Source organism: Streptomyces sp. NBC_01294, from assembly GCF_035917235.1.
GTDB classification, from domain to species: Bacteria; Actinomycetota; Actinomycetes; order Streptomycetales; family Streptomycetaceae; genus Streptomyces; species Streptomyces caledonius.
Window position 1 is genome coordinate 550,187 of sequence record NZ_CP108423.1, and the last position, 13,645, is coordinate 563,831.

General features: G+C 74.2%; 13 protein-coding genes. 4 read left to right on the forward strand and 9 right to left on the reverse strand.

The genetic code is table 11. The features are described from left to right. The first annotated feature begins 54 nt into the window (after positions 1–54). Entirely contained in the window at positions 55–1,533 is a 1,479-nt protein-coding gene (locus OG534_RS02710) for a DEAD/DEAH box helicase (RefSeq protein WP_385149465.1), read from the forward strand. A 148-nt stretch (positions 1,534–1,681) separates the two neighbouring features. Here the strand turns inward: OG534_RS02710 and OG534_RS02715 are convergent, their stop codons facing one another. The 3 genes from OG534_RS02715 to OG534_RS02725 are packed head-to-tail and all read right to left on the reverse strand — an operon-like array spanning position 1,682 to position 3,166. After that, on the reverse strand, positions 1,682–2,164 hold the full coding sequence (locus OG534_RS02715; protein WP_326586453.1) for a hypothetical protein: 483 nt from the start codon (positions 2,162–2,164) through the stop codon (positions 1,682–1,684). Beyond that, positions 2,161–2,466 (reverse strand): hypothetical protein, encoded by a 306-nt coding sequence (locus OG534_RS02720; RefSeq protein ID WP_326586454.1) that lies wholly within the window; start codon positions 2,464–2,466, stop codon positions 2,161–2,163. Before OG534_RS02720 ends, OG534_RS02715 begins: the two co-directional genes overlap by 4 nt. Before the next feature lie 49 nt (positions 2,467–2,515). Beyond that, positions 2,516–3,166, reverse strand: coding sequence for a TetR/AcrR family transcriptional regulator (locus OG534_RS02725; protein WP_326586455.1), 651 nt, complete (start codon positions 3,164–3,166; stop codon positions 2,516–2,518). Positions 3,167–3,378: 212 nt separating this feature from the next. Here OG534_RS02725 and OG534_RS02730 point away from each other — a divergent pair, with 212 nt between their 5' ends. Beyond that, complete coding sequence (locus OG534_RS02730) at positions 3,379–4,590, forward strand: NAD(P)/FAD-dependent oxidoreductase (RefSeq protein WP_326586456.1); 1,212 nt, start codon at positions 3,379–3,381, stop codon at positions 4,588–4,590. Here OG534_RS02730 and OG534_RS02735 read toward each other — a convergent pair. The 6 genes from OG534_RS02735 to OG534_RS02760 form a co-directional block, all read right to left on the reverse strand. After that, positions 4,587–5,447 (reverse strand): alpha/beta fold hydrolase, encoded by an 861-nt coding sequence (locus OG534_RS02735; RefSeq protein WP_326586457.1) that lies wholly within the window; start codon positions 5,445–5,447, stop codon positions 4,587–4,589. The two genes, OG534_RS02730 and OG534_RS02735, sit on opposite strands and share 4 nt — an antisense overlap. 273 nt (positions 5,448–5,720) lie before the next feature. After that, the gene (locus OG534_RS02740; RefSeq protein WP_326586458.1) at positions 5,721–6,368 is read right to left on the reverse strand and encodes a GNAT family N-acetyltransferase; all 648 of its coding nucleotides are present in this window, start codon (positions 6,366–6,368) and stop codon (positions 5,721–5,723) included. A gap of 5 nt (positions 6,369–6,373) precedes the next feature. Next, a complete protein-coding gene (locus OG534_RS02745; protein ID WP_326586459.1) occupies positions 6,374–7,108 on the reverse strand; it encodes an SDR family oxidoreductase in 735 nt (244 codons plus the stop codon). Positions 7,109–7,247: 139 nt separating this feature from the next. Then, positions 7,248–7,805: an SRPBCC domain-containing protein gene (locus OG534_RS02750; RefSeq protein ID WP_326586460.1), complete on the reverse strand. Its 558-nt coding sequence runs from the start codon at positions 7,803–7,805 to the stop codon at positions 7,248–7,250. A 170-nt stretch (positions 7,806–7,975) separates the two neighbouring features. Next, positions 7,976–8,605 (reverse strand): hypothetical protein, encoded by a 630-nt coding sequence (locus tag OG534_RS02755; protein ID WP_326586461.1) that lies wholly within the window; start codon positions 8,603–8,605, stop codon positions 7,976–7,978. Positions 8,606–8,636: 31 nt separating this feature from the next. Beyond that, positions 8,637–9,887, reverse strand: a complete 1,251-nt coding sequence (locus OG534_RS02760; RefSeq protein WP_326586462.1) for an NUDIX hydrolase — start codon at positions 9,885–9,887, stop codon at positions 8,637–8,639. A gap of 252 nt (positions 9,888–10,139) precedes the next feature. Between OG534_RS02760 and OG534_RS02765 the strand changes: the two genes are divergently transcribed. Continuing rightward, positions 10,140–11,885: a VanW family protein gene (locus OG534_RS02765; protein WP_326586463.1), complete on the forward strand. Its 1,746-nt coding sequence runs from the start codon at positions 10,140–10,142 to the stop codon at positions 11,883–11,885. Positions 11,886–12,124: 239 nt separating this feature from the next. After that, a complete protein-coding gene (locus OG534_RS02770; RefSeq protein WP_326586464.1) occupies positions 12,125–13,351 on the forward strand; it encodes a heparan-alpha-glucosaminide N-acetyltransferase domain-containing protein in 1,227 nt (408 codons plus the stop codon). Positions 13,352–13,645: the final 294 nt, after the last annotated feature.

Sequence of the window (13,645 nt, forward strand, 5' to 3'; positions counted from 1 at the left end):
CCACTGGTACCATGGGCGGTTGACCATCTCCTTCCTCGTTTCGAAAGGCCCTGCATGAGGAACCCGTCAGTTCATGGACGCTTCGGTGTGAAGGGCGGTGCCAAGGCCGGAGCCAAGTCCGGCGGCAAGACCCCCCGGAGCATCGGGCCGCAGGGCGAGTTCACGATGCACCAGCCGAAGGCGCCGGCGCTCCCGCCGGTGGCGTCGTTCGCGGAGCTCGACCTGCCCTCTGAGCTGGTGGAGACCATGGCCTCCCTGGAGGTCAAGGAGCCGTTCCCCATCCAGGCCGCGACGCTCCCGAACGCCCTGGCCGGCCGGGACGTCCTCGGCCGCGGCCGGACCGGCTCGGGCAAGACCCTCGCCTTCGGCCTGGCCATGCTGGCGCGCACGGCGGGACAGCAGGCGGACCCGAAGCGCCCGCTCGCGCTGGTCCTCGTACCGACGCGCGAGCTGGCGCAGCAGGTGACCGAGGCACTGGATCCGTACGCGGCGGCCCTGAAGCTGCGGATGGCGACCGTGGTCGGCGGACTGTCCATCGGCCGGCAGGTGAGCGCCCTGCGCACCGGCGCCGAGATCGTGGTGGCCACCCCCGGGCGGCTCAGCGACCTGGTCGGGCGGCGGGACGTGCACCTGGAGCGGGTGAAGATCACCGTGCTCGACGAGGCCGACCAGATGTGCGACATGGGCTTCATGCCGCAGGTCACCGAGATCCTGGACCAGGTGCACCACGCGGGGCAGCGGATGCTGTTCTCGGCGACCCTGGACCGCAACGTGGACCAGCTCGTCCGGACGTACCTGAAGGACCCGGTCTCGCACTCCGTCGACCCGCAGGCGGGCGCGGTGACCACGATGGACCACCACGTGCTGCACATCCACGCGGCCGACAAGATCTCGGCGGCCACCGAGATCGCGGCCCGCGACAACCGGGTGCTGATGTTCCTCGACACCAAGCACGGCGTCGACCAGTTCGTGAAGCACCTGCGCGCCATGGGCGTACGGGCCGAGGGGCTGCACAGCGGCAAGTCCCAGCCGCAGCGCACCCGGACCCTGGCGCAGTTCAAGACCGGGGCCGTCACCGTCCTGGTCGCGACCAACGTGGCGGCGCGCGGCATCCACATCGACGACCTCGACCTCGTGGTCAACGTCGACCCGCCCGCCGACCACAAGGACTACCTGCACCGCGGCGGCCGTACCGCCCGGGCCGGCGAGTCCGGACGGGTCGTCACCCTCGTCACCCCGAACCAGCGCCGGGACATGGTCCGGCTGCTGGCGGACGCACGGGTCCGGCCCACGATCACGCAGGTGCGCTCCGGTGAGGCGGCGCTGAGCCGGATCACCGGCGCGAAGGCCCCCTCCGGGGTCCCGCTGGCCGGCTCCGCGCCCACCGACGCCAAGGGCAAGCCCTCGGGGTCGGACCTCGGTTTCCGCGGCATGGGCACCCGCCCCGGCCGGGCCAAGGAGTCCCGCAAGACGCTGGAAGCCCGGCAGCAGGCCGAGGCCCGCCGCGCGGCCCGCGTCCGCCGCGGCGTCTGACGCGTCACGAACGCCCCCGGTACAGCGCCCTTCGCGTGGTGTGCCGGGGGCGTTCGGCTGCCCGGCCTCGATCGCCGCGCAGGGGTACGCCGGCAGCCCGGAGCGGACGCGACCGCCAGGGCGGGGCCGGCGCCGCGACCCGTCCGGGTCAGACCGCGGTACGGCGGCGCAGGCGCTCGGCGGCGGCGTTGCGGACGCGGCGGGTGCGGGCGTCGGTGGCGAGCAGGCTCAGGGCCTCGTAGGAGTTCAGGGACTGGGCGGCGGTGCGCTGGCACCAGTCGGAGGCGGCGGTGAGTTCCGCCGTGGACCAGGGCTCGTCGCGGGTGATGGCCTTGAGCAGGATCCACTCCCGCAGCCGGCGCTCGGGGAACGCGCGGCCGTCGAGCGCGGCGGCCATGGCGCGGGCCCAGACGGGGAACCCCTCGTCGGCGAGCAGTCGCGCCGCCCGCCGGTCGAGGTGCGTGACCACCGCGCTCTCGGCCATCACCGGGTCGGGATCGCGCAGCACGGCGGCGACGGCCTCGGCTTCGGCCTCGACCTCGGCGCTCTCCCCCGGCGCCAGGGCCAGGAACTCCAAGTGGCGGCCGTAGCGCCAGTGTTCGGGCGGCAGGTCGGCGTCGGTTCGGCTCATCGGGCGCCGCCTTCGCGGACGTGACCGACCCAGGCGCCGCCTTCGCGGACGTGACCGACCCAGGCGCCGCCCGGGAGCGGCTCCCACGCGATCTCGACGGTCCGTCCGTGACGGTCCCGGGCGATGGCCGTCACGGTCTCGGCCGCGACGGCCTTGGCCTGCCCGGCGTCGGCGACGGCGGGATCGGGCCGACCGCAGGCGACGCCGGCGATCGACTGCGCCCAACCGCCCGCCACCGGCGCGACCAGGACCCGGGTCGGCATGCCTATGGCAGGCCGCTGCTGCTTCTTCCCTCTCCCCATGGCACCCATTCCACACGACCGCCGTGAACGACCGGCGGCCAGGGTGCCGTTAGGGGCTGCCCGCTTCGTGCTCCCTGATCGCCGTCTCCACCAGGGCGCGCGCGGCCCAGGTGATGGCCTCCTGTTCGGCCTCCGGGTCGAGCCCGCGCACGTCGCGCAGGGCGATCTGCGCCTCCCAGCCGACCACGATGGTCAGGGCCGAGATCAGCCGCCGGAACTCCTCCTGGCTCAGGGTGTCGCGGAGCGGTGCACAGGCCTGCTCCAGCCATTCGATCCGGCGGGGGCCCCGGCGCGGGCCGGACGGCTCCCCGGTGTCACCCGTCACGCCCGTCGGCGGGTCGACGGTCAGCCGGATCAGCCGGCGGCCCAGGGGAAGCGACTGCGGTGAGTACTTCAGCAGCGTCCGGATGAGGGCGTCGACCCGTGCGGCGGGGTCGTCGGCGATCGCGGGGTCGGTCAACGCCTCCTCGACCGGGGGCTCGTTGAGCGCGCCGGCGGTCGCGTCGATCAGCAGGTGGTCGAGGCTCGGGAAATACACGTAGACGGTGCGGCGGGACACGTCGGCGGCCACCGCGATCTCGTCGATGGACGGCGTCACTCCGCCCGCACTCAGCCGGACCGCCGCCTCGACGATCGCCTTCCGGGTGCGGCGCCGTTGCGCTTCGCGTCCGCCGCGGCGGACCGGATCGTCACTGGTCATGTCCTGTCGCTCCCAAGTCGGTTGAGTGGGCAGGGGCCTTGACGGCCGCCCACCCCATGAGTATATCTTCATGCAGTCATTGCACATCAGTGCAGTGACTGCACTCTTGTGAGCCAGGTATGGCGCAGGTCACATGGCCGTGCCTGTCACAGGGACCGGGTCGTCGGTGTCTTGTGCCCGACAGCCGACAACGAGGGAAACGGGGAGAGATCATGAGCGAGAACACCGAGGTGGTCGTCATCGGCGGCGGGTACGCCGGCGTCATGGCGGCCAATCGACTGACGCAGCGCGATGACGTGACGGTGACCCTGGTCAACCCGCGCCGGACCTTCGTCGAGCGGATCCGCCTGCACCAGCTGGTGGGCGGGACCGACGACGCGGTGGTCGACTACCGGGAGGTCCTCAACGAGGGCGTCCGGCTGGTGGTCGACACCGTGACCCGGATCGACGCGGCCGGGCGCGGCGTGGAGTTGGCGTCGGGCCCGACGGTCGCCTACGACTACCTGATCTACGCGGTGGGCAGCGGCAGCGCCGACCCGGCCGTGCCCGGAGCCGCCGCGTTCGCCTACCCGATCGGCAGCCTGGAGGAGGCGCAGCGGCTGCGGCCGCTCCTCGACGCAGCGCCCGCGACGGCCGCGGTGACGGTGGTCGGAGCCGGTCCGACGGGCATCGAGACCGCCGCCGAACTGGCCGAGGCGGGCCGCACCGTGACCCTGGTCTGCGGAGGCGTGCTCGGCCCGTACCTGCACCGGCGGGGGCGGCGCGCGGTCGCCAAGCGGCTGGCCGGGCTCGGCGTGACCGTGCTCGACGGCCCCGACACGAAGGTGACGGCGGTGACCCGCGATGCCGTGCGGCTCAGCGGCGGCGGCGAACTGCCGAGCGTCGTGACCGTCTGGACGGCCGGCTTCGGGGTGCCGGACCTGGCCGTGCGCAGCGGGCTGAGCACCGACGCCCTGGGCCGCCTGCTCACGGACGAGACGCTGACCAGCGTGGACGACGTACGCATCGTCGCGGCCGGCGACTCGGCGGCGCCGTCCGGCCTGCCGCTGCGGATGAGCTGCCAGGCCGCGATGCCGCTGGGCGCGCGGGCCGCCGACACGGTGCTCAGCCGGATCGCGGGAGAGCAGCCGTCGACCCTCAACCAGGTGTTCGCCGGCCAGTGCATCAGCCTGGGCCGTCGCGCCGGCATCTTCCAGTTCGCCCACAAGAACGACATCGCGCTCTGGTTCCACGTCGCCGGTCGCCCTGGTGCGAAGCTCAAGGAGTTCGTGTGCAAGGGCGTCGTCAAGCACCTGGCCGACGAGGCGCGCAAGCCCGGTGCGTACGGCTTGCACCGCCTCTCGGGCGGCGGTGTGCGCGAGAAGCTGCTGCGGGCCGAGTCCGGCAAGGCGCCGGCGCCGGCCACCGCTGAACGGACGGTCTAGCGAGGCACTCGTGGGTCGATGCCGGGTCGGACCACGACGGATCCGGACCGCACGTCGCGCTGGACGCCGGTGAAGAAGGCCGTCAGTACAGGCGCGAGGGCGTGCGGGTCGACGTTGTGGTCCTGGCCGGGGAGGGTGCACAGCGTGTAGTTGTCCCCGTGGGAGGCAAGCTCTTTCGCCCCGTTGGCCATGTACGTCTCGCCCGCGCTGCCGTGGCCGACGAGGACGGGTATGTTCACCGGCCGCCACCGGTCCGGGGGCAACGGCCGGCCGGACATCGTGTCGGCCATCACCTGGCCGTCGTAGGGAAGGGTCGGGGCGGCGGCCTCCCACGCAGCCCAGACAGGGGTGTTCCGCATCCCGGCGATGGCTTCGTCCGGCATGGACAGGCCCACCGACAGGAAATAGCCGAGGGCCTGCGTCGCGTCGCCCCGCGCGACGACCGCCTTCATGCGGTCGACGTAGTCGACCGGCAGCGGCGGGCGGGTCGCGTCGACGACGAACGGCGGCTCGTACAGGGCCAGGGCCGAGACCGCGCTGCCCCTGGCCACGGCCTCCAGAGCCAGGACGGCTCCGGAGGACATCCCGAAGAGCAGCACGGGCCCGCCCACCCGCTCGATCACCGCGTCCAGGTCGTCGACCTCGCGCTGCACGTCGTAGACGGGGTGGTCACCGCTGTCACCGCGGCCCCTGCGGTCGTAGTTGACGACGCTGAAGTCACGTGCCAGCAGCGAGGCGAGCGGTGCGTGCCGTGCCCGGGTCATCAAGGTGCCGCCGACGAGGACCAGCGTCGGGCCCTCGTCGCCGTGCCGCTCGCAGGCGATAGCCGTGCCGTCGGACGAGACCACCTTGAACACGTCGGGTCCCCCTGCGCTGAAAGGCCGTTCGGGCAGTGTTCCCCGTCCGGCCTCGTCCCCGGGCGATGGCCCGGCACCGGGGCCGGCGGGGCGGGCCCGAGCGGTCAACTGCCCCTGCCCGTACGGTACGCCGGGCGCAGACTGCCCATGACCTGGACGGACGGACGAGGTCACGCGGTGGCCGGCTGGTCGAACCACCACAGGGCGACCGGCGCGGCGTAGGGGCGGCTGCTCTGCCGTCCCGTGGTCTCAGGGTGCGGGGGCCGGCATTTCTCAGGGTGCGGGGGCCAGCATCAGGGCCTCCGCTCCGACCGGCCGGTAGCCGGCGGCCTGGAAGGCACGGATGCTGCGTGCGTTGCCGGTGGCCTGCTGGGACCAGACCGGCTGCCCGTCGGGGACGAGGTGGCGGGCGGCGCGGGCCAGTTGCCGGCCCAGCCCGCGTGCGCGGACGTCCTCGTCCACCTCGATCGCTGCCTCCCAGCGGCCCGCGACGCCCCGGCCGAGGACGAGGACTCCCCCGTCGGCCGACCAGACCCGTACGTCGTCGCGGCGCCTCAGGGCCCGCCGTACGCGGGGGTGGTCGGGGTCGGCCAGCTCCCGGAGCTCCAGCGGGGGCTCGCCGGACAGCGGGCCGGCCACGGTGAGCAGGTCGATCGTGTCGGTGCCGCGTCCCGTGCGGTCCAGCAGTGCGGCCAGGAAGCGGGGGTTCATGGTCGCGGCCAGTGCGTCGCAGTCCAGGGCGGCGAGGGTGGATCTCACCCAGTCCGGGTCCTCGTCGGTGAACACCACGGAGTGCGCGGTGAAGGCGAGGACACCCGCGTCACGCCCGTTCTCCTGCGGAACGACGGTCGTGCCGCCGTCGGGGGGCGGGAACCGTCCCGCGGCCGCCGCGTCCAGGATCTCCGTCAGGGTCTGCCCCATGGCCGTCAGACCTGCTCGAAGTAGAACGACTTGATGAAGCAGTCGCGGGGCTGGCCGATCGCGAAGAAGATGCAGTCCACCACCGACTGCGCGGTGAGCGGGTCCTTCGCCGTGCGCGGGGCTCCGTCCCAGGAGTCCGACAGCGGGTCGTGGTTGTCGAAGTCCGGCGGGTACAGGGAGATGACGCGGACGCCCTGGTCGCGCAGCCGGCGGGAGAGGATCTCGGTGAAGCCGGCCTGCGCGCTCTTCGCCGCGTAGAACGCGCTGTGCGCGTCGGACCGGTGGTGGCCGGTCTCACCGCAGCCGGAGACCATGGTGACGATGTCCGGCTTGGCCGACTCCAGGAGCAGCGGGAGGAAGGCCTTGGTGACCAGGACGGTGCCGGTGGCGGCGGAGGCGAGGGTGTCGACGACGTCCTCGTCGGAGGCGGACAGCAGGTCCGCGCCGTGCTGGTAGCGGGCACCGTTGTTGACGAGCACGTCGATGTGGCCGGTGCGGGCCGCCACCGCGGCGGCGAACTCCCGTACGGAGGCGGGGTCGGTGAGGTCGCAGGCGAAGGCGTGGACGCGATCGGCGTCGTGGCCCTGCGCGATGATCTCCTGGCGGACGCGTTCGGCGGCTTCGAGGGTGCGGGCGGACAGGTGGACCTCGGCGCCCCGGCTCGCGAACCGGAGGGCGAGGGTACGCCCGAAGTCGCGGCCGGCGGCGGTGATGACGACGCGGTGGTGCTCGAGTGCCATGGGTGCGCTCCTGATTCGTGGTCGATACACATGATCTCAGGTGCGGGCCGGGGCAGGGCAGTTGGGGTGGTGGGAGGCGCGGAGAGCCTGGCTCCCGGCAACCGGTGGTGGGGCGTGCACCGGCTCTCCGCGCCGTGGTTCAGACCTCGGGCGTCCCGCGGTCCGGCCGGGACTCGTGGGCCTCGTACCCGCCGGCTCCCTGGTCCGTCTCGTGCTCCGGCTCGGGCAGCGGAGCCCCGGTCTCCAGCAGGGTCTTGAGACTCGACGCGAGCATCGGCCAGGCCCGCCCGCACATGCCGATCAGGGTGCCGCCGGGTTCGAAGCCCTCGTGCAGGATGGTCAGCCGCGCGAGGGTGTCGCCGACCGGCTCGATCTCGTACGTCACCTTCGTGCGGCGCTCCTTCGCCAGCTCGGCCCGCAGCTCCTCGCCGACGCCCACCGAGGCCGCCCACTGCGAGGTGAAGGTGTGCCAGGTGTAGGAGAGCAGGCGGTCCGGGACGCAGCCGAGGACCACCTGCTCGGGGTCGCTGGTGCGGGCCCCCCGCTCGACCCAGTCCATCGGCGAGCCCACCGCCCAATCGGTCTCGAAGCTCAGGCCCCAGTACCGGCGGGTGAAGGCGGGCTCGGTGAGTGCCTGCCAGACCCGGGCGGGATCGGCCTGGATGTACAGGGTGTAGGTGATCGCGCTGTCGCTCATGGCCCCATGCTGCGGGACCGCGGACCGTGGACGGCGGATTTCCCGGTCACGGCGATGGCCGCGGGCCGGGACGGGGACGCCGACCGGCACCGCCCACGCCACCGGCCCGCACCGCCCGCCTGCTGCGCCACAGGCCCGCACCACCGGCCCGCACCACCGGCCCGCGTCGCTCAGTACACGTGGCACGCCACCCCGCACAGGCCGAGCCCTGCCCGCGCGGCGGCCCGCCAGGCGCGCAGCGGGCCGTCGAGGACGCTCTCGTCGCGGGCCCCGTAGTCCAGCCAGTCCTGCTGCTCCGCCCGCTCCCGCTCCCCCGGTCCGAAGCCCAGGGCCCGCTCCACCTGCGGCAGCGACCGCCGCACTTCGGCGGCGGTCAGCAGGAAGTTCCCGCACCAGCCGGGCAGCAGGGCGGCGCGCTCGGGGCCGAGGGCGTGGAACAACGCGCTGACCGGATACTCCTTCCGGTGTACGGACACGAACATCGCCGCCGGATCCGGCTGCCGGTCCCAGATGTCCTCCATGACGTGGAAGTCGGGGTCGGCGGCGCCGACGCACAGGTCGTCGACGTGACGGCCCGGTCGGGTCAGGTTCTGGAAGGAGCGGATCGCGTCGTCGTCGGCCGCGGTGCCGGCCCACCAGGTGCGGTGGTCGGGGAGCGGGGCACGCTGCCAGGCCGCCCACCGGCGGCGGGCCCGCGGGCACGTCCGGTCGGCCTCGATGGCCGCCGCCGTCCGCGGGGCGAGCTCCCCGATGACGGGGTCCTCGTGGCTGCTGATCGACCAGGCGCTGGTGAATCCCATGCGCGCGACGGTACGAGGCGCCGCTGACAGGTCACCATCGGATGCCCTCCTCGGGGAGCTCCGTGAGCGGGGTGCGGGCGGGGGCGGGGAGGCCGAGGCGGGCGCGGGCCGTGTGGACCGCCGCGATTTCGTCGGCGCCGGCCGGGCCCCAGTCGCTCAGTTCGCGGACCTGTTCGGGGGTGGCCAGGAGGCGGGCGTGCGCGGGGTCCGAGGCCGGGGGAAGGCAGGTGAGGCGGGCCGCGTCGCGGGCGTGGGCGACCCGGTCGCCGTACCGGTAGCCGAGCGGGACCACCGCCCCAGCGGTCGATCCGGCCGTCGGGGGCGGGAGGTGGGCGGCGCCGGTGGCGCGGGCGATCAGGAGCAGGACCCGGCCGTCGGGGGCGAACAGCCAGCCCGAGCGGTCCCGCGGGGGCAGCTGCGCGGGGACCGGACCGGGGTGCCAGGCTCCGTGTTGCGGGGTCCGGCGGGTGCGGAGCACGCCGAGCCGGTCGAGGGCGGTCGGCGTGGTGGGCCGGCCGTCCTCCAGCAGGGCGGTGCCACCGCCGTTGATGCGGGCGCGCAGGGCGGACAGGGCGCGGCGGGCGTCGCCCGCGTCCATCAGGGCCGGCAGGTCGGCCGGCTCGACGAAGTGGATGCCGGTGATCTCCTGGTCCGGGAGGCGGACGGCGTCGATCCGGTCGGGGGTCCAGGTGCCGCCGTCGTAGACGTGCAGGATCTCTCCGGGGAACCGCATCTCCGGCGGGAAGCCGGGGGTGTCGGCCGGGACCCAGTCCACGGCGAGGCCGCGCGGGTAGCGGCCGTCGACGCCGAGCTCCTCGCGCAGCTCACGGGCGGCCGCCGCGGACGGCGCCTCGCCCGCGTCCACGGCTCCGCCGGGGAGCAGCCGGTCCGCACGGTAGTCGACGCTCTGGACGAGGACCCGGCCGTCGGTGTCGGTGACGAGGACGACGGCAGCGGTCCACACGGCGGCCCGCGAGGCGCCGTACTCCTCGGGGGTCATCCAGGTCCCCGCCCGCTCGAGATCGACGGTCGTCGGGGCGGCCGCGGGCGGGTCGGTCGCGGGCGGGTCGGTCGCGGGCGGGTCGGTCCCGGGCGGGTCGGTCCCGGGCGTGTCGGCCGCGGGCGGGTCGGCCGCGGCCCCGTCGGTCCCGGGTCGGCCGATCGCAGCCCCGTCGGTCAGGGGCGGGTCGGCCGCGTCCTGCACGACGGCGCCCTGTTCGGTCGCGCCTTCCTCGATCGTCGCGGCCCGGTCGATCGCGCCCTGGTCGGTCAGCTGCGGCATCGGACTCCGTTCACCGTGGGTGGACCCGCCGGCTGTGCAACAGCGGGCACGGCCCCCGGGTTACGGCGACCCGCGCGCCGGGGGCACCGGCCCCCGCCTTTGCCATTCCTATACCTCCTTATTACCTGGTTATGCGGGCCTTGGTACCTTCCAGGGGCGGACTGGCGGCATGAAAACCGCCGGTCCGACCACGTCACCGCACCGCACCGCACCGCCAGACCGGGCCCGAGGCCACCGAGGAGAGACCCCCACATGCGACGCCCCTCCCCCACGGGCACCCGGCGGGACACCGGAAAGCGGTGGACCGCGGCGGGTATCGGCGGCGTGGCCGCGGGCGCCGCGGTCGTCTGTTCCGGCGGGCTGTACGCCGCCGGGCTGCTCCTGGCCGGCGAGGACGTCGCCCCGGGGACGAAGGTGCGCGGGGTCTCCATAGGCGGCATGAGCCGGGCCGAGGCCCGCCAGACCCTGGACCGGGAGCTCGGCCCGGCCGCCGTGGCCCCGGTCGCGCTGCGGATCGGCGAGCGCACCGAGCAGGCGGACCCGGCCTCGCTCGGCCTGTCCCTGGACAGCGCGGCGACCGTAGAGCGTGCGGCACGCTCCGGCTCCGGGCCGCTCACCGTGATCGGCCGGCTCTTCGCGTCCAGCGATCCCGACCTGCGGCCGGTGGTGCGCCTCGACGAGAAGGCGGCCCGCGGCTCCCTGGACGCCCTGGGGAAGAAGGCCGGGCAGGCGGCCCGCGAGGGCGCCGTCGCCTTCGAGAAGGGCAAGGCCAAGGCGGTGCCCCCGGTCACCGGAATCTCCGTCGACGTGAACGGCTCCCTGGGCGCGCTGCGCGCCGGCTACCTCCGCACCGGGAGCGAACCGCTCGCCCTGCCCGTACAGCGGACCGAGCCGGAGGTCGGGCAGCAGGAGACGGACCGGGCCCTGCAGGAGTTCGCCGAACCGGCGATGTCCGCCCCGGTCACCCTCACGGTCGCCGGCAAGCGCATATCCGTCTCCCCCGCCGTCCTCTCCCGGCACCTGAGCCTCAAGGACGACGGCCAGGGCCGCCTCGCCCCGGGCCTCGACGCCAAGGCGCTCCTCGCCGACCCGGCCCTGGCCGCGCCGTTGCGGCAGGCCGCCCCGGGCCCCGCCGAGGCAAGGCTGCGGCTCGACACTGCGGGCCGGGTCACGGTCGCCGAGGAGGGCAGGGCCGGCCGGAAGGTCACCGAGCAGGCGCTGAGCACGGCGGTGCTGCCGCTGCTGACCGGGGCCGACGCGTCCGCCCGTACTGGCGAGGTCGCCACCGAGGCCGCCGCTCCCAGGCTCTCCAAGGACACCGTCGAGCAGCTCGGGATCAAGGAGAAGGTCTCCTCCTTCACGGTCAGCTTCGAGCCGGCCGCGTACCGCACGACCAACATCGGGCGGGCCGCCCAGCTGATCAACGGCTCACTGGTGCAGCCCGGCGAGACCTGGAGCTTCAACCGGACGGTCGGTGAGCGCACGAAGGAGAACGGCTTCGTCGACGGCCTGATCATCAACAACGGCCAGTACGAGAAGGCCGCGGGCGGCGGGGTCTCGGCCGTCGCGACCACCGTCTTCAACGCGATGTTCTTCGCGGGCGTCAAGCCCGTCGAGTACGGCGCCCACTCCTTCTACATCGAGCGGTACCCCGAGGGCCGCGAGGCCACCGTGGCGTGGGGCAGCCTCGACCTGCGCTTCGCCAACGACTCGGGCAAGGCGCTCTACATCCAGGCCGAGGCCACGGACACCTCGATCACCATCACCTTCCTCGGCACGAAGAAGTACGAGGAGGTTCGCGCGGTCCAGGGCCCGCGGACCAACGTCAAGCAGCCGGCGACCCGCACCGGCAGCGGCCCGAAGTGCGAACCCCAGTCCCCGCTGGAGGGCTTCGACGTGGCCGTCGACCGCGTGTTCGTGCAGAGTGGCAAGGAAGTCAAGCGGGAGACGATGAAGACCCGTTACACGCCGCGCGACAACGTGACCTGCGGCGCGTGAGGGGCACGGGGGACACGGAGTACAGGAGTGCACGGCGTACATGACGTACATGGGGACATGGGGACATGGGGCACACGGAAGTGGCGGACGTGACGGCAACGGGGGCGGGAGTGAAAGGGACGGACGCGGGAGTGAAGGGGGCGGACGCGAGGGCATCGGCGGCCACGGACGCGGGCGCGGGCGCAACGGCAGCACGGACGGCGGGGACTACGGCAGCGGGGGCCAAGGCAGCCGCGGACGTGGGCGGCGGGACCGGTAAGACCGGCGGCTCCGCCAAGGCCGGCGGTTCCGGCAGGCTGGCCGGGGTCGACGCCGTGCGCGGACTCGCCGTCCTCGGCATGTTCGCCGTGCACGTCGGCCCCAGCCCGCAACCCGAGGGCGCCGGATACGTGCTCGTCGCGGCCGACGGCCGCGCCCCGGCGCTCTTCACGCTCCTCGCCGGCTTCTCCCTGGTCCTCGCCCAGCGCGGCCAAGACCCGGCGCAGCGGCCCGACGGCTGGGCGGAGCGCTGGCGTCCGCTGTTGATCCGGTGCGCCGTGCTGGCCGTACTCGGCCTGTGGCTGGCCTCGTTGTGGCCCGGGATCCTGGTCATCCTGGCCTTCTTCGCCGTGTACTTCCTGGTGGCCGAGCCGTTCACCCGGCTCTCCACCCCGGTGCTCACCGCCGTGGCGGGCGTCTCGGTGGTGGCGGGCCCGGTGCTGTCGTTCCTGCTGGGCCCGGTGTTCGGGTACGAGGCCTCCGGGCGCGGTCTGGTCCCCGAGGCCACCGATCTGACGAGTTGGTCGGGGCTGGGCACGGCGCTGTGCGAGCTGCTGCTCACAGGGGCGTATCCGCTGGCCACCTACTTCCCGTACGTCCTGGCCGGGATGGCCCTCGCCCGCCTCTGCGACGTGCGGGAGGGCGCCGTGGCCCGGCGGATGGCGGTGTGGGGCACGGTGGCCGCGGTCGCCGGGTACGGCGCCGCCTGGCTCGCCGCCCACGTGTTCGGCGCCCGGGAGCGGCTGCTGGAGGCGATAGCCGTCCACCATCCGGAGGCCGTGGCCGCCGCCGACCCCATACGGGAGGTGTTGGGCGGGCAGTACGGCGCCGTGCCCAGCACGTCCTGGGACTGGCTGCTGGTGGCCGACCCCTACAGCCAGACTCCGCTGGAGACCCTCGGCAACGCGGGCGTGGGGTGCGCCCTCATCGGCCTGTGCGCACTCGCCGCACGGCACGGGGTGGGCGTCCTCCTGCTGCGGCCGCTCACGCTGCTCGGCGCGATGGCGCTGAGCGCGTACGTCGTCCACGCGCTGGTGCTGGCCGGCCCGGCCCACGGCGCCGCGTCCTGGTCCGCCTGGGTCGCGTTCAGCGGCGCGGCGCTGGCCCTGACGTGGGTCTGGCAGCGGGTCTGGGCGGACAGCCCGCTGCGCCGCGGCCCGGTGGAGCACGCGCTCCGTCTGGCGACGCGGGGGTGGAGCCGGGGCTGACGGGCTGTCCGGTCACCCGTCCGTGTGACGGGTTCGGCCCGCGCGGCGCCGGTACGGCAGGGTGGGCGGATGCAGCTGCGCCGGGCCCTGCCCCTGACCCTTGCCGCGCTCGTCATGGCCACCGGATGCGTGACGGTGCATCCCGCCGCTCCCCCGGACGCACCGCACTGGGCGCCCGCGGCGGCCCGTGCGCTGCCGCGGCAACCGACGGTCCCTGCATGGCCGTTGGGTCCGCTCCCGACGGCGGAGCCGGCGTCGCCCACCCCACCGGACCCGTCCCCGCCGGAGCCGGCA